Genomic DNA, 18312 nt, shown 5'->3' with positions numbered 1-18312 from the left:
GCAGGTGACCCGTCAAGAGCCGACGAGGCCGCCCCGCGGCGGCGGCGCGCCCTGGCTGCGCGGCCTGGCGCTGGTGGTCTTCATGTATGCGCTGATGGCGGTCATGGGCCTGCTCTGCGCCCCCGCCGTGCTGATCGCCCCGCGCCGCGCCGCGATCTGGTCCTGCCGGACCTATTGCCGGATCGTGCTGCCCGCCGCCCGCCTGATCTGCGGCCTGCGCTGGGAGGTCCGCGGCCCGATCCCGAAAGGCGAGGCGCTGATCGCCTGCAAGCACCAGAGCTTCCTCGACATCATCATCCTGGTCCGGGTCCTGCCCGCGCCCCGTTTCGTGATGAAGCGCTCGCTGCTCTGGGCGCCGGTGCTGGGCTGGTATGCGCGCAAGCTGGGCTGCGTGGCCGTCGACCGGGGCGCGGGCGGCGCGGCGGTGCGCCGGATGCTGGCCGAGACCTCGGCCGACGGGACCCCGGGCCAGCTGATCATCTACCCCCAGGGCACCCGCGTGCCCCCCGGCGCCAAGGCCCCCTACAAGGTCGGCGTCGCCGCGCTCTGCGACACGCTGGGCACGCCGATCACGCTTGCGGCCACCAATGCCGGCGTGTTCTGGGGCCGCTCCGAGATCGCGCGGCGCCCCGGTCTGGCCGTGGTCGAGTTCCTCGACGAGGTGCCCGCCGGCCGGACCCGCGCCGAGGCGATGGCCAGGGTCGAGGGCGAGATCGAGGCCGCCTCCGACCGCCTGCTGGCCGAGGCGATGGGCCGGGCCGTGGACCGCCCGATCTGACGCGCCCACCCCGGGAGCAGGCCCCTCGCCCGCCCCCGGCGCCCCGCAGCCAGGCCCGCCCGCAGGACGCCTGCGGAAAGCTCTTCGGGCCCCGGCCGAGATCGCACCGCTTGCCGACCCGGGCGCCGCGCCGGCCCCGGCTGCGCTCAGCCGAACAGGTCGCCCTGGCCGGGAGGCGTCTTGCCGGGCGTCTTCTGGGTGGGCGTCTTGGGGGCGGACTTGCGCGGCGGCGCGGCTCCGGGGTCGGGGGAGGGCGCCTCGGGGCGGCCCGCGTCGCCGCCGCCGGCGGCCCCGTCAGGGTCCAGCGCCGCGGCGCGGCGGCCGTCGGCGAGCTCGATCTCGACTCGCGCGCCTTCGGGCAGCGCGGACGAGCGGCCGGCCGGCGCGCCGTCCAGGCGCACCACCGCATAACCGCGGGCCAGCGTCTGCTTGTAGCTCAGCGTTTCCAGCAGGCGCCCGGCGCGGCCATGGCGCTCGCGCTCGCGATCCACGGCGCTCCGCGCCGAGCGGTCCAGCCGGCCCGACAGGGCCGCCAGACGCTCCCGCCGCCGCTCGATCTCGGCGCGCAGGGGGGCCGGGCGCAGGCGCAGGCCCGCCAGCCGGTCGGTCTTGCGCGCCACCAGCGTGCGCAGCAGCGCCGGCGAGAACCGCCCGCCCGATCCGGTCGCCAGCCCCGCCCGGCGCGCCTGGACGCTGGCGACCAGCGCGCGGGGCAGCCGCTCGGCGGCCAGATCCAGACGCTGGGCGCGCTCGGCCAGCAACGCTTCGGGGCGCGGCAGCACCCGGGCGAGCGCCCGCAGCCGCTCGCGCCGGTCGGCAAGGCCGCGGGCGGCGGCGCGGACCCGGCGCTCCTCCAGTCCGGCCAGCGACGCCAGCAGCTCGGCGCGCACCGGCACCGCCAGCTCGGCCGCCGCGGTGGGGGTCGGCGCCCGGCGATCGGCGGCGAAGTCGATCAGCGTGGTGTCGGTCTCGTGCCCCACCGCCGAGATCAGCGGGATCTCCGAGGCGGCCGCCGCGCGCACCACGATTTCCTCGTTGAACCCCCACAGGTCCTCGACCGAGCCGCCCCCGCGCGCCACGATCAGCACGTCGGGCCGGGGCACGCGCCCGCCCGGGGTCAGCGCGTTGAAGCCGCGGATGGCGTGGGCGACCTCGCCCGCGCTGGTCTGGCCCTGCACCGCCACCGGCCAGATCAGCACCTTGCGCGGAAACCGGTCGGCCAGCCGGTGCAGGATGTCGCGGATCACCGCGCCAGAGGGGCTGGTGATCACCCCGATCACCTCGGGCAGATAGGGCAGGGGCTTCTTGCGCTCGGCCGCGAACAGCCCCTCGGCGGCGAGCTCGGCCTTCAGCCGCTCGAGCTTGGCGAGCAGCGCGCCCATGCCCGCGAGGCTCATCTCCTCGATCACCAGCTGATAGCGCGACTGGCCGGGGAAGGTGGTCAGGCGGCCGGTGGCGACCACCTCGTCGCCTTCGGTCGGCTGCACCGCAAGCCGGCTGACCTGACCCTTCCAGATCACCGAGGCGAGCACCGCCCGGTCGTCCTTCAGATCCAGGTACATGTGCCCCGAGCGGGGCCGCGACACGCGCCCGACCTCTCCGCGCACGCGCACGCGCCCGAACTCCCCCTCGACCACGCGCTTCACGGCGCCCGACAGCTCGGAAACCGAGAGCTCGGGCAGGTTGCCGGGACCCTCGGGCGAGGGCTCGCCGGGGCCGGAGGGCGGGTCGGGGGCGTCGAACAGGCTGCTCATGCCCCCATCCTAGCCTGCAAGAAAGCGGCGCGAAATGGCCCAGAAACCCGCCGCATGCTGACGCGATGACGCCATGTTCGTCTGCGACTTGTTGAATGTCGGCAGGCGAGGCCGCGCTGGTTCGCGCCCCGCCGCCAGAAGGAACAGGAGGAACCACATGACCCGCCCCAACCGTTTCGCCATGGGTGTTGTCGCCGCCCTGACCGCGGGCGCCGTCGCCGGTCCCGCCCTCGCAGGCGTCGGCCTGCCTGACGCCAGCAAGGACCACTGGACGTCCCACACGATCACCGAGGGCCGCCTCGCGCAGATCAACGCCAAGGGCGAGGGCCGTTTCGCGGTCTACTGCACGCCCGGTGACAAAAAGGGCGCGATCTTCTACCGCGAGCCCGCCGCCGCGCGGGACGAGGTCCGCGCCGACGGCGACAAGATCGACGTGGTGTTCACCTTCGACGGCAATCACCAGATCGAACGCACCATGACCTGGAACGAGGCCGGCGACTACTGGACCGATCCGTTCGGCCCGAACTCGACGCTGGCCGAGAACATGAAGCGCTACTACGACGTGCGCATCAACGTGAAGGGCCACCAGGGCGTCGACAGCGACTTCACGCTGAAAGACTCCTGGCGCTCGATCGAGACGATGTTCTCGGGCTGCTGATCGCCTTCAGGCCGCAGACGGACAACAGGGCCGCGCACGACATCGTGCGCGGCCCTTTTCGACGGCGCGCCCCGGGGCGCGCGTGTGACGGGGACGGGGGCCGGCCTCAGGCGCTTGGTTTCGGGCGCAGGCCATGTATGGTCCCCTTGGGTCATCTTGATGAGGGAAACAGCTCATATGGCGAAGCGTCTGGCCGCGGCGATGATCGCGGGAGTGGTGGCGATATCGGCGGTTGCGCCTGCCTGGGCGGTGACCCTGCCCGACGCGCGGCGCGACGTCTGGACGGCGCACAAGATCAACCGCGGGGCGATCGCGCAGGTCAACTCGGCCGGCGAGGGCCGCTTCGCCGTGGTCTGCAACAAGGCCGACCGCAAGGGCTTCCTGGTCTACCTGCTGCCCGCCGAGGACCGCGGCCGCCTGAAGGGCGGCTCGATCGACGTGGTGTTCAACTTCGACAAGGGCCGCAACAAGATCAGCCGCACGCTGACCTGGGACGCCGAGGGCTACTTCACCGACCCGTTCGGGCCCCGGTCCGACCTGGCCGAGTGGATGAAGCGCGCCTATGACGTGAAGATCAACGTCAAGGGCCAGAAGGGCGTCGCCTCCGACTTCAGCCTCAAGAACAGCTGGGCCTCGATCACCCGCATGTTCGAGATCTGCGGCTGAGGCCGCGCCCCCCGCCCGGCTCCCGGTCGGGCAGGGGCCCTCCCGCGCCGCGCCAGCCGTGGGCGGCGTCGCGCCCGGATCCTCGCCGCGCCGACCCCCGGCGGGATCGTCGCGCCCGACGACGCGCGGGGGGGCGCTCCGCCGCAGGGGAACGGACCGCCTTCCGCGCGATCGACGACGCGCCTGCGGAACGCGACGATCGAACATCGCCCCTATCACGCATCTGAATGCGCGATTCCGTCGCGAAACCTTCCCTTCCCCTCCGGTCCGCGCTACATGCGCGCCTCTATCAACGGAAGCCGGAAGGGCTGGATCTTATGGGCTACCGAGTCGCCGTCGTCGGCGCCACGGGCAATGTGGGCCGGGAAATGCTGAACATCCTCGCCGAGCGGGAGTTCCCCGTCGACGAGATCGTGGCTCTCGCCTCGCGGAGATCGCTGGGGACCGAGTGCTCGTTCGGCGACAAGACTCTCAAGACCAAGGACCTGGACACTTTCGACTTCACCGGCTGGGACATGGCGCTGTTCGCCATCGGCTCGGACGCGACCAAGATCTACGCCCCCAAGGCGGCGGCCGCAGGCTGCGTGGTGATCGACAACTCGTCGCTCTACCGCTACGACATGGACGTGCCGCTGATCGTTCCGGAAGTGAACCCCGACGCGATCGAGGGCTATTCCAAGAAGAACATCATCGCCAACCCCAACTGCTCGACCGCGCAGATGGTGGTGGCGCTCAAGCCGCTGCATGACCGCGCCAAGATCAAGCGGGTGGTGGTCTCGACCTACCAGTCCGTCTCCGGCTCCGGGAAGGAGGCGATGGACGAGCTGTGGAACCAGACCAAGGGCATGTACGTGCCCGGTCAGGAGGTCGCGCCCTCGGTCTATCCCAAGCAGATCGCCTTCAACGTCATTCCTCACATCGACGTCTTCATGGACGACGGCTCGACGAAAGAGGAATGGAAGATGGTCGCCGAGACCAAGAAGATCGTCGATCCCAAGATCAAGGTCACCGCGACCTGCGTCCGGGTGCCGGTCTTCGTCGGCCACGCCGAGTCGATCAACATCGAGACCGAGGAGTTCCTCGACGAGGACGAGGCCCGCGAGATCCTGCGCGAGGCCCCCGGGATCATGGTCGTCGACAAGCGCGAGCCCGGCGGCTACGTCACCCCCATCGAGTGCGTGGGCGAGTACGCCACCTACATCTCGCGCATTCGCCAGGACGGCACCATCGAGAACGGCCTGAACCTGTGGTGCGTCTCGGACAACCTGCGCAAGGGCGCGGCGCTCAACGCGGTGCAGATCGCCGAGCTGCTGGGCCGCCGGGTGCTGAAGAAGGCCTGAGGGCCGGTCGGACCCCCCGACCTGACGCTCCGTTTCGAACGCCGCGGGCCCCTCGCCCGCGGCGTTTCGCGTTCGGGCCTCTGCCTCGGAGGCTTTGTTTCCAGTTGATGAATGAATTCCGATCACTGGAAGCGACTCCCGAAATCCAGTCTTTGCAATAACATGCGGCAGGCCGCCGCGGGTCGCTGATTTCAAACGTGTTCAAAACAAGGCGCGATTGCGGCGGACGCCCCGACAGTCCATGATTCCGGCGGGGAGCGCGGATTCCGAGAACGGACGACGCCGACATGAAACAGTTCATCAAGGGCCTCGCGCCGCTGGGCGCGCTGATCGCGCTGGTCGCCGTCGCGACCGCAGCGCCTCAGCGTGCGCCAGTCCCGCCTCCGCGCCCCGCCGCGGCGATGGCGGCGCAGGAGGCCTGGGTCGACGGGCTCGCCGCCCTCTCGCGTCGGCCGATGGGCGTGCAGGGCTGGCGCGCGGCGCCTGACGGGTCGCTGGTGGTTTCGGCCCGGGCGGCGCCCGCCTCCGCCTCCGCCTCCGCCCCCCGGCCGCCCGCCGGCGTCGCCTGGGGAGAGGGCTTCCGCAACGGCCGCGCCGCGATGAACGCCCACCGCTGGGCCGAGGCCGCCGCCACCTTCCGCGCGCTCGCCGAGCGTCGCCCCGACCTGCCCCGCCCGCGCCTGGCGCTGGCCCGCGCCGCGGCCATGGCCGGCGACTGCGCCGCCGCCCGCTCCGAACTGACCCGGATCGAGCCGCAGCGCTCCCGCCTCGCCCCCGGCCTGTTCGAGGCGGCCGAGGCCGACGTCGGCGCCCGCTGCGGCCCGCGCCGCGAATGGTCGATGGCCTTTGGCGTCGACATGGGCCTGCCCGGCGAGGATCGCCGCCCCGACATCGCCGACCGCCCCGCCCCCGCCCTCTTCGACCGCCACGGCGAACGGCTCGCCGCCCGGATGACCGCCGCCGCCTCCGACCAGGCCTGGAGCGTCGCGCGCCTGCAGCTGACCGAGCGGCTGCGCGGCGACCGAGCCTCGAGCTACGCCCGCTTCGCCCGCTTCGAGCTGCAGAACTGGGAAGACGCGCCCGCCCGCGCCGTCGCCGCCCTGGGGGGCGAGGCCGCGGCCGAGGCGATGCGCGCCTCGGGCGAGCTTGCCGCCGACCTCGGCGCCGACTGGCAGGCGTTGCGCAGTTCGCTGACCCACCGCGTCATGCTGGGACCGGGCCGCAACGCCCCGGCGGTGGAGTTCGGGGCCGGGGCCGAGGCGCGCGTGGCCGACACCGGCGACCGCGCCGCCTGGGCCGAGCTGCGCCTGGCCGCCGAGGCGACGCTGGCCCGCGGCGCCCGCCTGCGCGCCGAGGCGGCGCATGTCCTCTCGCGCGCCTCGGGAACCTGGGGCGCGTCCGACGACCGCTCGGCCCGCGCGGCGCTGACGCTGGCCCGCCCGGCCCCCTCGGCCGGGTCCGCGGCCGAGGCCGAGCTGTTCGCCGGCGCCACGCTGAGCGACAGTCGCGAGGGGGCATGGGAGGCCGCCGCCTGGCGCGCCGGGGCCCGCCTGCGCGGTCTCGGCCCGGACGCGGCCGCGGCGGCCGAGCTTGGCGTCGGCCGCTTCGCGCCCGAGGAGGCCGGACCCTCGGTCTGGCTGATCCTGTCGCGTGTCTACTGAAAATCCCTCCGCCAACCGCCCGCCTTTGCCGGGCGGCGGGCGTCCGCGTCGCGCTCGGGGGCGCGAAGTGAGGCGCGGATGCGACGCCTCGGGCCCGCCTCGCGGCGAGCGATTCGCACCCCGTTGCACCGGCGCGAATCCTGCCCATAGCGTCCGCCCATGCGCGCGCCCCTGATTCTCTCCCTGCTGCTCGCCGGCCTCGTCTCGCCGGCCCTGGCCGATTGCGTCGAGACCGGCCGCGGGGCGGGCGAGATCCTCGCCGAGATGACCCGCGCCGAGCTGACCCGCGACGAACGCCTGCTGGTCGAGGAGCGTTTCGGTCCCGATTTCGCCGAGGCCGCGCGTCTGGGCATCGCCGCCGACGCCCTGTTCCGCTTCGCCCGCTGCGAGCTGAACGCCACCGACCCCGTGGAGCTGGTGGCCGTCGGCCGCTCGCCGGCCCATTGCGCCGGCGCCGCGGCCTTCGGCGATCGCGGCCGGGCCCCGGTCTGCGGGATCTGGGCGCTGTCCGAAACGCCCGACGGCTGGGTCCAGGTGCTCGAGACCGCGGGCGCCGCCCGGCTCGGGCCCTCGACCACCAACGGCTGGCGCGACGTGGTGATCGAGCGGGGCGGCGCCCCCTCGGTCTGGAAATACGGCGGCGCCGTCTATCAGGAGGACCTGGGCGACGCCGACCCGCAGGCCTATGCGCTGGAGGATTACGGCGGGTACGGCCAGGGCCCGGCGGCGATCGACTGGTTCGCCTTCGACGATCCGATGCCCGAAGCGATCGACGCCGCCTTCCTGTGGTTCTACGGGGCCGAGATCCGTGGCGCCGAGGGTCGCGTGGGCGTGCTGCCCGACGCCTTCCGCGTCGGCGCCGTGGACCTCGACGAGGACGGCGCCGAAGAGGCCGTGATCCAGGGCCTGTCCCCCGACTTCTGCGGTCCGGAGGGCTGCCAGCACTGGGTTCTGGCCGGCCTCGGCCGCCAGACGGCGCCCTGGGTTGCGGGCCGGCTGCTGGGCTTCGACCTGCAGGCGGCGGCGACCGGCGGGCGCGGAGGGCGAGACCTGATCGCCTCCTCCGCGCTGGGCCTGATCGTCTACCGCAACGACGGCGACGGCTGGGCGCTGCCGGCGGGCGACGGCAACTGACCGCCCCCCGCGGGCGAGCGCCGGCCCCGGGGACGGCGCACGCCTGCGGGGCCATGACTTTGCGTCACCAGCGCAGAAAGCTTTCGCCGAAACCGGCCGACCTGCATTAACGTCCGTTCATAAACCTTTACACGCCTCCGAGGGCCCGCCCCTTCACGCCACCGGTCCCGCCGCCTCGCCTCCGTCGGGTCCGTCATCGAGAGTCCTGGCGCACGCTTCCTGACGCGGTCGACGCCGCTGCGGGAGGGTCCAGGCGCTTCCCCGGATCGATCGGGGCCCCAGCGGGGCGTCGATCTCCCCGGGCCTGCGGGCCGGCGAGCCCGGGCCAATGCGGGACGCGGCAGGCGCCGCCGCTCCCGCGCCGCCCGTCGCCGGCGCGTCCGGCCGCCCCCGTCGGCGCGCGGACACGGTTCGCCGTCGTCTCCGCGCCTGGCGGACCCGCCCCGGCGCGCCGTGCAGGGCGCTCCGGGGCGGGCGCGGCTCAGCCGGGCTGACCGTCCTGTTCGCGGCGGCGCTGGGCGGCGCGGTCGCGCTCTCCCTGGGCGCGCTTGACCAGGTCCTCCAGCGCGCGGCGGCGGGCCAGACCCTCGGCCGCGTGGTCGCGCGCGACCGAGGCGGCCGCCTCGGCCTCGTCGGCGACCCGCACCGCCTCGCGGATGCGGGCGCGCTCGGCCTCGCGCCAGCGGGCGGCGGCGGCGAGCTCGGGCGGGGCGGCCGAGGCGGCGGCGGCCAGCCGCGCCTCCTCGGCCGCGGCGCGGGCCTTGCGGATGGCGGCGGCCTCGGCCGCGCGGTCCCGGGCGCGGGCCTCCTCCGACAGGCGGGCGAGGCGGGCAAGCTCGGCGATCCGCGCCAGCTCCGCGAGCCGCGCATAGGCCTTCACACGACGGCTCATCGGGTCACCCCCATCCTTTCTCGCGGGCCAGCGCCCGCATCTTCTCGGCGTATCGGATCGCGGCGGCGACGGCCTTGTAGTGCTCGGGCGCGATCTCCTGTCCGATCTCGACCGTCGCGTGCAGGGCGCGGGCCGTGGGCGGGTCGTGGTGGATCGGCACGCCGGCCTCCTGCGCCTTCTCGCGGATCGCGAGCGCCACCTCGTCCTCGCCCTTGGCCACGCATTCGGGCGCCGTGCCGGGCCGGCGCGTCCATTTCAGCGCCACCGCGACGTGGGTCGGGTTCACGACCACCACGTCGGCGTTGGGCACCTCGGCCATCATCCGGTTGGTGGCGATCTTCTGGGCCCGCCGCCGGCGCTCGGCCTTCTGGTAGGGGTCGCCCTCGGACTCCTTCATCTCCTCCTTGATCTCCTGGAAGGACATCCGGTTCTTGCGGGCGTGGTCGAAGCGCTGCCACATCAGGTCCGCGGCCGCGATCACCACCGCCACCGCGGTGATCGTGGAGAGCAGCGCGACGCCGACCCGCACCATCTCGGGCCCGATCGCCAGCGGGTCGGCGCGCACCAGCGCGGTGATCCGGTCGACCTCGGCGAGCATGAACAGCACCAGGATCACGCCGATGGCGATCAGCTTGGTCGCGGACTTGGCGAACTCGGCCAGCCCGGTCGGCCCGAACTTGTTGCCCGCGTTGGAGACCGGGTCGATGCGCGAGATCTTGGGCGCGAGCTTGGTCGGCGCGAAGACGATGGCCATCTGCGCGGCATAGGCCAGCACCGCGGCCGCGAAGGGCGCCAGCAGGAACGGCAGCGTCGGGACCACCGCCTGGAACACCAGCTGGGCCGACAGCGCCGTCCCCCCCGGGCCCAGGATCCGCCCCTGAAGCTGATCGGGATTGGCGAGGAAGCCCATCAGCGCCTCGCCCGAGTTCAGCGCCGCCTGGCCGCCAAAGGCCCCCACGGCGGCCAGCATGGCGATGTAGATCGCGGCGACGCCGACGTCGGTGGACTTGGCGACATCGCCCTTGCGCCGCGCATCCTCGAGCTTGCGCGGCGTCGGCTCGTGGGTCTTCTCGGCGCTCTCGTCGCCTCCGCCGGCCATCTCACGGGCTCCCGAACGGCTGGGCGAGGGTGTCGTCGAGACGCTCGGACCAGTGGGCGAGCATCTCGGGCGCCCCGATCCACAGGATCAGCAGCGCCCCCATGGTGATCGCGGGGGCGCCGACGAAGGCCACCATCAGCTGGGGCATCGCCCGGTTCAGCGCCCCCAGCGCCAGGTTGTAGGCGAACGAGGCCACCACGAAGGGCGCGGCCAGCGAGAAGGCCAGCGCAAACGCCGCCCCCGCCCGGTCCACGCCCCATTGCGCGACGTCGCCGGGCAGCGGCAGGGCCGCAAGCGGGATCACCTCGTAGGAGCGCAGGATCAGAACCGCCGCCTTCACCGGCAGGCCCAGCGTCATCGCCAGCGCGATCCCGCCCACCGTCAGCAGCGCGCCGATCGCCGGCATCGGGTCGGGCGTCACCTGCGCGCCGGCGATCTGGGCGATCGAGGTCGACTGCCCCGCGATGGTCCCCGCGAGCTGCAGCGACATCACCATCAGCCGCGCCGACATGCCGAGCGCGAGCCCGATCAGCGCCTCGGACCCCAGCGCGCGCAACAGCGCAAACGGCTGGCCCGCCGCCAGCCCCGGATCCGCCTCGGCCGCCGCCTGCGCCAGCGGCGACAGCGCCGGCCACAGCAGCAGCGCATAGCCCAGCGCCACCGCCAGCTTGATGCGCGAGGGCAGCGTCCGCTCCCCGAAGCCCGGCAGCAGCGAGACCACCGCCCCCACCCGCACGAACACCGCCATCAGCGCATGTACCGGCGCATCGTCGAGCCGCGCCAGCCGCTCGAGATCCGGCCACAGCCGGGCAAGGATCGCGAGCGTCTCATCCATGGGCGGCGGGCGCGGCCATCAGGCCTGGCCCAGCAGGGTGGGTCGCCCGTTGGCGCCGATCTCCTCGAAGCTGAGCACCGGGTTGCGCACCCCCTTGGCCGCCAGCACGGTGCGCAGGAACCGCCGCCGGCGGGTGGAGGTGACGATGGCCGGATAGCGCCCCTCGGAGCCTGCGCGCGCCACCCGGTCGGCGACAGCGGTGGCGAGGCGATTGAACTCCGAGGGCGGCAGGGCCACGTCGCCGGCGCCCGCGCCGTCCTTCAGCTCGTGGGCGGCGAAGGTCTCCTCCCACTCGGGGCTCAGCTGGATCAGGGGCAGGGCGCCGTCCTCCTCCAGCAGTTCGGCCACGATCTGGAAGCCCAGGCGCTGGCGCACATGCTCGGCGATCGCCTCGGGGGCGCCCATCGCGGGCTTGGCCTCGGCGATCGCCTCCAGGATCAGCGGCAGGTTGCGGATCGAGACCCGCTCCTCGAGCAGCAGCCGCAGGATGGTCTGCAGCAGGTCCACGGGCACCTTGTCGGGGATGAACTCATCGAGGATCCGCCGGTTCGACTCGGCCCGCTGGGGGTCCGAGACCTTGGTGAAACTGTCGAGCAGCTTGCGCAGGCCGCGGCGCGAGAACAGGCGGGCGAAGTTCTCCTTCACCGTCTCGAGCAGGTGGGTCGCCACCACCTCGGTGGCCGAGACCACCGGCAGGCCGAGAATCGCGGCCTCCTCCTGCTGGGCGGGGTCGATCCAGCGGGCCGGGGCGCCGTAGACCGGCTCCTTCACGTCGCGACCGGGGGGGGCGGCCTCGGCGCTGTCGCCCAGCAGCACCAGCGCCATCCGCGGCTCGAGCGTGGCGCGCGCGATCTCCACCCCCTGGATGCGGATCGCGTAGGTTCCCCCCGGCAGGGCGTCCTCGTCGGTCAGGCGGATCTCGGGGATCACCACGCCGTAGACCTGCGCCACGTGACTGCGCATGTTGGCGATGCGCGCGCCCAGGCCCGTGGCGTCGTCCATCACGATCGGCACCAGGTCGGGCGCGAACTCGACATGAATCTCGTCGAGGTCCAGCACGTCGCCCAGCGGACGCTCGGCGGGGGCGGTTTCGGTCCTGGCCGCGGGCGAGGCCTCCTCGGCCCGGGTCGCGGCGGCGGCGCGGGCGGCGAACCAGGCCGCGGCGGCCAGCAGCAGCGCGCCGCCCAGGAACGGCACGAACGGCAGCCCCGGCGCCAGCGCGAAGCCCGCCATCAGCGCGGCCACGGTGCCGAGCGCGGCGGGAAAGCCCCCCAGCTGCCCGATCAGCGCCCGGTCGACGGTGCCCATCATCCCGCCCTTGGCCAGCAGCAGCGCGGTGGCGATCGAGATGATCACCGCCGGGATCTGCGTCACCAGCCCGTCGCCCACGGTCAGGATCGCATAGGTCTCGAACGCCTGGCCCAGCGGCATGTCATGGGCCAGCACCCCGACCGCGAGCCCCACCAGCAGGTTCAGAAGCGTGATCAGGAGGCCCGCCACCGCGTCCCCCTTCACGAACTTCGAGGCGCCGTCGAGCGAGCCGAAGAACGTCGTCTCCTCCTGCTCGATCTTGCGCCGGTTGCGGGCCTCCTCGTGAGAGATCGCGCCCGCGGCCATGTCCGAGTCGATCGCGAGCTGCTTGCCCGGCATCCCGTCGAGCGCGAAGCGCGCGCCGACCTCGGCCATGCGTCCGGCGCCCTTGGTGATGACGATGAAGTTCACGATCAGCAGCACGCCGAAGACCACGAGCCCGAGATAGAGCGAGCCGCCCATCACGAACATCGCGAAGCCCTCGATCACCTCGCCCGCCGCGCCGGTGCCGCTGTGCCCCTGGCCGATGATCAGCTTGGTGGAGCTGACGTTCAGGCTCAGCCGCAGCATCAGCGAGGCCAGCAGGATCGTGGGGAAGGACGAGAAATCCAGCGGCCGCTCGATGAACAGCGTGTTGGTGAAGATCAGGATCGCCAGCCCGAAGCTCGCCGCCAGGCCCACGTCCAGCACCCAGGCCGGCATCGGCAGGATCATCATCACGATCACGGCCATCAGCGCCAGCGCCATCAGGACGGTGGGGTGATAGAGGTTGCGGATCGACCAGTTCTCCATCACGGCGACCCGAACAGGGGCGAGCCGCGGCGCAGGAGGCCCCCGCGCCCGCTCGGCGCGGCCATCGGCGAGGCCGCCCCCGCCCCCGGCGTCTCGCTCTCGTCGGGCGCGGGCGCCGTGGCCAGCCAGGCGTGGGCGAGGCTGGCCGCGCGGGCGTCCGCGCGGGCGTCGGCCGCAGGGTCCTCGGCGGGGTCCCCGGCCGGCGGCGCGCTCAGGAGCGGGCTGCGCTCGAGCGGCGAGAGCGAGGCGAACCACCAGGTCGGGCGCTCGCCTTCGCGCTTCGGCTCGGGACCAGCGATCGGGCGCGCGTCCGGCCCCGGGCCGAACGGCTCGGGCAGGTCGGCCGCGATCGACAGCACGCGGGAGCGGTAGCGATGCGCCAGGTCCGGGGTGCGGGAGTGATAGTGCCCCGCCGCGATCTCCCAGCTGCCGGTCTCGTCGCGCAGCGCGCGCAGGAAGCGGGCGGCGTAGCGGGCGTTCGATTCGGGATCCAGCATGTCCTCGAGCCCCTCGAACGCGGCGCCGTGCCAGAGGTGGTTGACCTGGAAGCAGCCGAGATCGAAGGACCGCGCGCCCTTCGCCTGGCGGCCGCGGACCCAGGTCAGCAGCTCCTCGGGGTTGGAGAACCAGCGGCCCTCGCCTTCCATGTTGACGGTCCAGGGCCAGGGCGCGAGGCGACCGTCGAGCGGTCGCCCGCTCTCGGCCAGCGAGATCGCGCGCATCAGGTGCAGGGGCACGCCCTCGGCCCGCGCCGCCCGCTCGGCGGCCGCTTCGCAGAGCCCCGCGAGGCCCGGCGCCGCGGCCTCGCGCGCGGCGTCGGCCGCGCGCGGGACCAGCAGCGCCAGGGCTAGGATCGCAAGCGCCGCCGCGGCGCGCGCGAGGCGAGCGGCGGCGCGGCGTCCCCGGTGCGGCGCGAGGCGGATGCCAGTCCCGGGCGGCTCGGTCGCGCCAGGGCCGCCGTTCGGCCCGCGTCGAGGGACGGCGGCGTCCGGGCGAGGGCGCGTCGGGGCGGGGCGAGGGGACGGCTCGGGCATGGCGCTCCCCTCAGCCTCCCTGCGCGATCAGGGGCACGATGACGTCGCGCCAGAGGTCGAGGAAGGCGGCGCCCATGAACTCCATGGAAATCCAGAAGGTTCCGGCGATCGCCGCCAGCTTGGGCACGAAGGTGAGCGTCAGTTCCTGGATCGAGGTCAGCGCCTGGACCAGGCCGATCGCGAGCCCGGTCGCCAGCGCCACCGACAGGATCGGCAGCGAGGCGATGATCGCCGCCCACAGCCCCTGGCGCATCATGTCGTAAAGGGTCGCATCGTCCATGGCGCTCTCCGCGCAGGGCGCCTGCCGGGCGCCGGGCGTCGCGCCTGAGGTCGGGCCCGTGGCAAGGGGGGGCGGCGCAGGGACGCGCCGGTCGCGGCGGGCCCCTCTGTCGGTTGGCGTGCGGTGCGCACCGGCCCGGCGATGGCTCGGGGGCCGTCGACGCTGCGTCGCAACGCGGGACGACGACCCCCGGTCCCTCGTCCTCCGCCCGTCGCGACCGCGCGTCCTGCGTCGGCCCCGCGGGCGGTTCTCGTGATCTCAGACAGGCATCCGCAGGATCTCCTGGTAGGCCTCGACGACCTTGTCGCGCACGGTCACCGCGGTCTGCACCGCGATCTCGGCCGAGCTGAGCGCGGTGACCACCGACTGCATGTCGGCCTGACCCGCGAGGCCCTTGACGGCGGTCGTCTCGCCCGCGCGCAGGGCTTCGGCAAAGCCGCCGGCGGTCGAGGCGATCGCCTCCCCCGCGCTGCGCTGCTGCTGGGGCGGCGCGCCGATGGCGGGCGCGAGGCCCTGATACATGCGGGCGGCAAGGCTGTCGGCGGCGGGCATGGGCGGTCTCCGGCGTCAGGGGCGCATGGGGGCGCCTGGGGCAGGTCGGCGCGTCAGGCGCCGGTCTTGGGGGTCGCGCCCGGCCGTCCTCGGCCGCGCGCGGGGCGGCGCGCTCAGCGGCGCAGCAGGTCGATCAGCCCGCGGGTCATCTGGCGGGCCTGGTCGAGCAGGCGCAGGTTCGCCTCGTAGCTGCGCTGCGCCTCGCGCGAGTCGGCGATCTCGATCATCAGGTCGACGTTCGACCCCTCGTAGTTGCCCTGCGCGTCGGCGAGCGGGTGATCGGGATCGTGGATCTCGGGCAGGTCCTTCTGGCTCAGCCGCACCCGGCCGGCGGCGACGGCCGGGCCGCCCTCCCCCCCGGGCTGAAGCGCATGAAACTCCACGAACTTCCGGCGGTATCCGGGGGTGTCGACGTTGGCCAGGTTCTCCGCCGACAGGCGCAGGCGCGCGGATTGCGCGCTCATGCCCGAGGCGGAGGCGGCCATGGAGTGGATCAGGTCGGTCACGGGAAGCTCCCGGCGGAAGGTTCAGGACAGGGCGGAGGGGGAGGATCAGCGCGGCCGTTCGAGCGCGGCCCGGATGATGTCGAGCGATTTTCGCCAGACGCCCAGCGCCAGCTCATGCTGCAGCTTGGCCTCCGAGGCGCGGACCATCTGATCCTCGAGCGCGACGGTGTTGCCGTTGGGCGAGGCCGCGCCGGGCAGGTAGGCCGCCTGCGACTCCGCCCCCGAGGCGGCGTCGCCGGTTCCGGTGAGGTGGCCCGCCCGCGAGGCGGCGGGGCGGAAGGCCCCGGCGTCCTCGACCGCCGAGCGTGCGGCGTAGCTGTCGGAAAAGGCGGTGAGGTCCGCAGCCCGGTATCCCGGCGTGTCGGCGTGGGCGATGTTTCGCGCGATCAATGCCTGGCGTCCCGCGGCGTGGTCGGCCAGCGCCTCGGACAGGGACAGGATCGTTAGGCCTTCGCTCATGACGGGGATTCTCCTCCGGCGGCGTTCGCAAACCCGGGATTAACCCCTGATCGTTGACAAGAAGTAAGCGCGAGGCCGGAAGGCGGGGCTTTCCTGCCCCCGATCGCCCGCAGCGGCAGGGAGAGCGGACCATGGATATCGAGCATCTGGGCGCCGACCTGCGCTCCGTCGCCGCCATCCGGCGCATCGGCCGGGTGGTGCGCGCGGACGGCGGCGTGCTGACCGCCGCGGGCCTCGCCCCGCGCGCGCGCCTGGGCGACCGGGTCGAGGTCACCCTGCGCGACTCGCCCCCGCTGGAGGGGGAGATCGTCTCGCTGGGCGACGGCGTGGCGCGCGTGATGACCTATGGCCCGGCCGAGGGCGTGGGCCTGGGCGACGCCGTGGCGCTGACGCCCGACCCCGGCCTGCGGCCCTGCGAATCGTGGATCGGGCGGGTGGTCGACGCCTTCGGCGCGCCGCTCGACGGGCGTCCGCTGCGCCAGGGCGCCGTCGCGGTCCCGCTGCGCCCGCCCGCGCCCGACCCGATGCGCCGCGCCCGCCTGGGACCGCGGCTGGCGACCGGCCTCTCGGTCTTCGACACGCTGCTGCCGCTGGTGCAGGGGCAGCGCGTGGGCCTCTTCGCGGGCTCGGGCGTGGGCAAGTCGAGCCTGCTCGCCTCGCTCGCGCGCGCGGTGCAGGCCGACGCCGTGGTCTTCGCCCTGATCGGCGAGCGGGGGCGCGAGCTGCGCGAGTTCACCGAGGGCGTGCTGGGCCCCGAGGGGATGTCGCGCTCGATCATCGTCTGCGCCACCTCCGACCAGTCGCCCCTGGTCAAGCGGCGGGCCGCCTGGACCGCCATGGCCGCCGCCGAGACCCTGCGCGACGGCGGCCGCCACGTGCTGCTGCTGGTCGATTCGCTGACCCGCTTCGCCGAGGCCCACCGCGAGGTCGCGCTGACCGCCGGCGAGCCGCCGTCCCTGCGCGCCTACCCCCCCTCGACCGCCGCCATGCTGGCCGAGCTGGTCGAGCGCGCCGGCCCCGGCCCCGAGCGCACCGACGGCAAACGCGGCGACATCACCGGCATCTTCAGCGTGCTGGTCGCGGGCTCGGACATGGAGGAGCCGGTGGCCGACATGACCCGCGGCCTGCTCGACGGCCACGTGGTGCTCGAGCGCGCCATCGCCGAGCGCGGGCGGTTTCCGGCGGTGGACGTGGGGCGCTCGGTCTCCCGCTCGCTGCCCGGCTGCGCCTCGGAGGAGGAGAATCGCCTGATCGCCGGGGCGCGCCGCGTCTTCGGCCTGCACGAGAAGGCCGAGCCGATGTTGCAGGCCGGCCTCTGGCGCGAAGGGGCGGACCCCGAGGCGGACCGCGCCGTGCGCCTGCATCCGGGCCTCGACGCCTTCTGCGCCTCGCCCGCGCCGGAGGGCAACGCCGAGAGCTTTGCGAGGCTCGCCGAGGCGCTGGAGGCGCCGGCCCCGACCCGCGCCGCCGAGGCCCCGCCCGCCGCGCCGCCCGCCGAGGATCCCGCGGCCGAGGCCGGCGCCGGCCGGGCCCGGGCGGGCTACGGCCGCGCCGCGAACGCGAAGGCCAGGCCCGCCGCCTCGGAGAAAGTCGGGGCCGAGACGCCCGATGCCCCCGCGCCGGAGACGCCCGCGCCCGCCTCGTCGGCGCGAAGCGCGAAACCCAGGCGCGCAAAGTCCTGACCCGGAGTCCTGACCCGGGCGCCGGGGCGATCGCGCGGGGCCTCGGGCGTGACGGGGGCCGGGAGATCTCCGGCCAGAGCCCGCGCGTTCGGGCACAGGCCCCGCAAGCCGAGCCCGGCGCGTTTGTGCAGGGGGAGCGGCGACCGCTCCCCCTCTCGATTATTCCGCGCTCAGAGCGCGGCGAGCATCGCGTCGCCCGAGGAGACCTCGGCCTTGCCGGGCGTCTCCTCGAGGTTGAAGGCGGTGACCACCTTGTCCTCGACGACCATCGAGTAGCGCTTGGAGCGGTTGATCAGCCCCGCCGGCGGCGCGGTGAAGTCGAGGCCCAGCGCTTTGGTGAACTCGGCCTGCGGATCGGCGAGCATGTGCAGGCCGGCGGCGGTGGCGCCCGAGGACTCGCCCCAGGCCTTCATCACGAACGGGTCGTTGACCGAGACGCAGACGATGGCCTCGATCCCCTTGGCGGCCAGCGCCTCGGCGTTGGTCACGAAGCTGGGCAGGTGGTTGAGCGAGCAGGTGGGCGTGAAGGCGCCCGGCACGGCGAACAGCGCCACCTTGCGGCCGGCGAAGATGTCGGAGGTGGACTTGGGCTCGGGGCCGTTGGTCCCGATGGAGACGAAGGTGGCGTCGGGCAGGGTGTCGCCCACGGCGATGGTCATGGTCGGATCCTCAGCGTTGCGAATGGGCCCCGTCCGGCGGATCGGGGGCGCCCGGCGGGGGGCGGGTCCGGCGAAAGGGGTAGCGCGCTTCGCGCCCGCAACCAACTCCCGATCGCATCGGGTCGGCGCCGGAAGACGGCGGCCCGCAGAGGCGCCCGGCCGGCGACGTCGCCCCGGCCGTCGTCCGCGCGCCGCCCCCGGACGCGCCTCCCGCCCGCCC

The 18312-nt window shown here is 74.0% G+C and carries 18 protein-coding genes; 7 read left to right on the top strand and 11 right to left on the bottom strand.

What is annotated here, in order from left to right; genetic code table 11:
• Positions 1–4: 4 nt before the first annotated feature.
• The gene (locus AAC134_RS12465) at positions 5–778 is read left to right on the top strand and encodes a 1-acyl-sn-glycerol-3-phosphate acyltransferase (protein WP_339949417.1); all 774 of its coding nucleotides are present in this window, start codon (positions 5–7) and stop codon (positions 776–778) included.
• Positions 779–924: 146 nt separating this feature from the next.
• Here AAC134_RS12465 and xseA read toward each other — a convergent pair whose 3' ends face one another.
• Entirely contained in the window at positions 925–2532 is a 1608-nt protein-coding gene (gene xseA, locus AAC134_RS12460) for an exodeoxyribonuclease VII large subunit (protein ID WP_339949416.1), read from the bottom strand.
• Between the two features lie 157 nt (positions 2533–2689).
• Here xseA and AAC134_RS12455 point away from each other — a divergent pair, with 157 nt between their 5' ends.
• From AAC134_RS12455 to AAC134_RS12435, 5 genes are all read left to right on the top strand, one after another.
• On the top strand, positions 2690–3190 hold the full coding sequence (locus AAC134_RS12455; RefSeq protein WP_339949415.1) for a hypothetical protein: 501 nt from the start codon (positions 2690–2692) through the stop codon (positions 3188–3190).
• A 177-nt stretch (positions 3191–3367) separates the two neighbouring features.
• Positions 3368–3856 carry a hypothetical protein gene (locus AAC134_RS12450; protein ID WP_339949414.1) on the top strand — a complete coding sequence of 163 codons (489 nt, stop codon included), beginning with the start codon at positions 3368–3370 and terminating at the stop codon, positions 3854–3856.
• A 317-nt stretch (positions 3857–4173) separates the two neighbouring features.
• Complete coding sequence (locus AAC134_RS12445) at positions 4174–5196, top strand: aspartate-semialdehyde dehydrogenase (protein WP_339949413.1); 1023 nt, start codon at positions 4174–4176, stop codon at positions 5194–5196.
• Between the two features lie 287 nt (positions 5197–5483).
• Complete coding sequence (locus AAC134_RS12440; protein ID WP_339949412.1) at positions 5484–6857, top strand: hypothetical protein; 1374 nt, start codon at positions 5484–5486, stop codon at positions 6855–6857.
• 159 nt (positions 6858–7016) lie between these two features.
• The gene (locus AAC134_RS12435) at positions 7017–7991 is read left to right on the top strand and encodes a hypothetical protein (protein ID WP_339949411.1); all 975 of its coding nucleotides are present in this window, start codon (positions 7017–7019) and stop codon (positions 7989–7991) included.
• 481 nt (positions 7992–8472) lie between these two features.
• Here the strand turns inward: AAC134_RS12435 and AAC134_RS12430 are convergent, their stop codons facing one another.
• The 9 genes from AAC134_RS12430 to AAC134_RS12390 form a co-directional block, all read right to left on the bottom strand.
• On the bottom strand, positions 8473–8883 hold the full coding sequence (locus AAC134_RS12430) for a hypothetical protein (protein ID WP_339949410.1): 411 nt from the start codon (positions 8881–8883) through the stop codon (positions 8473–8475).
• A gap of 4 nt (positions 8884–8887) precedes the next feature.
• Complete coding sequence (locus AAC134_RS12425) at positions 8888–9982, bottom strand: flagellar type III secretion system protein FlhB (protein WP_339949409.1); 1095 nt, start codon at positions 9980–9982, stop codon at positions 8888–8890.
• 1 nt (position 9983) lies between these two features.
• Positions 9984–10817 carry a flagellar biosynthetic protein FliR gene (locus AAC134_RS12420; RefSeq protein ID WP_339949408.1) on the bottom strand — a complete coding sequence of 278 codons (834 nt, stop codon included), beginning with the start codon at positions 10815–10817 and terminating at the stop codon, positions 9984–9986.
• Between the two features lie 18 nt (positions 10818–10835).
• Positions 10836–12920 carry a flagellar biosynthesis protein FlhA gene (flhA, locus tag AAC134_RS12415; RefSeq protein WP_339949407.1) on the bottom strand — a complete coding sequence of 695 codons (2085 nt, stop codon included), beginning with the start codon at positions 12918–12920 and terminating at the stop codon, positions 10836–10838.
• Complete coding sequence (locus tag AAC134_RS12410) at positions 12920–13954, bottom strand: hypothetical protein (protein ID WP_339949406.1); 1035 nt, start codon at positions 13952–13954, stop codon at positions 12920–12922. Before AAC134_RS12410 ends, flhA begins: the two co-directional genes overlap by 1 nt.
• A 10-nt stretch (positions 13955–13964) precedes the next feature.
• Complete coding sequence (locus AAC134_RS12405; protein WP_339949405.1) at positions 13965–14234, bottom strand: flagellar biosynthetic protein FliQ; 270 nt, start codon at positions 14232–14234, stop codon at positions 13965–13967.
• Positions 14235–14492: 258 nt separating this feature from the next.
• Positions 14493–14786: a flagellar hook-basal body complex protein FliE gene (locus AAC134_RS12400; RefSeq protein ID WP_339949404.1), complete on the bottom strand. Its 294-nt coding sequence runs from the start codon at positions 14784–14786 to the stop codon at positions 14493–14495.
• Positions 14787–14899: 113 nt separating this feature from the next.
• A complete protein-coding gene (gene flgC / locus AAC134_RS12395; RefSeq protein ID WP_339949403.1) occupies positions 14900–15292 on the bottom strand; it encodes a flagellar basal body rod protein FlgC in 393 nt (130 codons plus the stop codon).
• 45 nt (positions 15293–15337) lie between these two features.
• Positions 15338–15751 carry a FlgB family protein gene (locus AAC134_RS12390; protein WP_339949402.1) on the bottom strand — a complete coding sequence of 138 codons (414 nt, stop codon included), beginning with the start codon at positions 15749–15751 and terminating at the stop codon, positions 15338–15340.
• Between the two features lie 131 nt (positions 15752–15882).
• Between AAC134_RS12390 and AAC134_RS12385 the strand changes: the two genes are divergently transcribed.
• The gene (locus AAC134_RS12385) at positions 15883–17433 is read left to right on the top strand and encodes a FliI/YscN family ATPase (RefSeq protein ID WP_339949401.1); all 1551 of its coding nucleotides are present in this window, start codon (positions 15883–15885) and stop codon (positions 17431–17433) included.
• Positions 17434–17603: 170 nt separating this feature from the next.
• Here the strand turns inward: AAC134_RS12385 and AAC134_RS12380 are convergent, their stop codons facing one another.
• Positions 17604–18092, bottom strand: a complete 489-nt coding sequence (locus AAC134_RS12380; protein WP_339949400.1) for a peroxiredoxin — start codon at positions 18090–18092, stop codon at positions 17604–17606.
• Positions 18093–18312: the final 220 nt, after the last annotated feature.

It is taken from the genome of uncultured Albimonas sp. (assembly GCF_963977235.1).
GTDB lineage: Bacteria > Pseudomonadota > Alphaproteobacteria > Rhodobacterales > Rhodobacteraceae > Albimonas.
The sequence above is the reverse complement of the archived record's forward strand: the minus strand, read 5'-3'. Positions and strand labels throughout refer to the sequence as shown.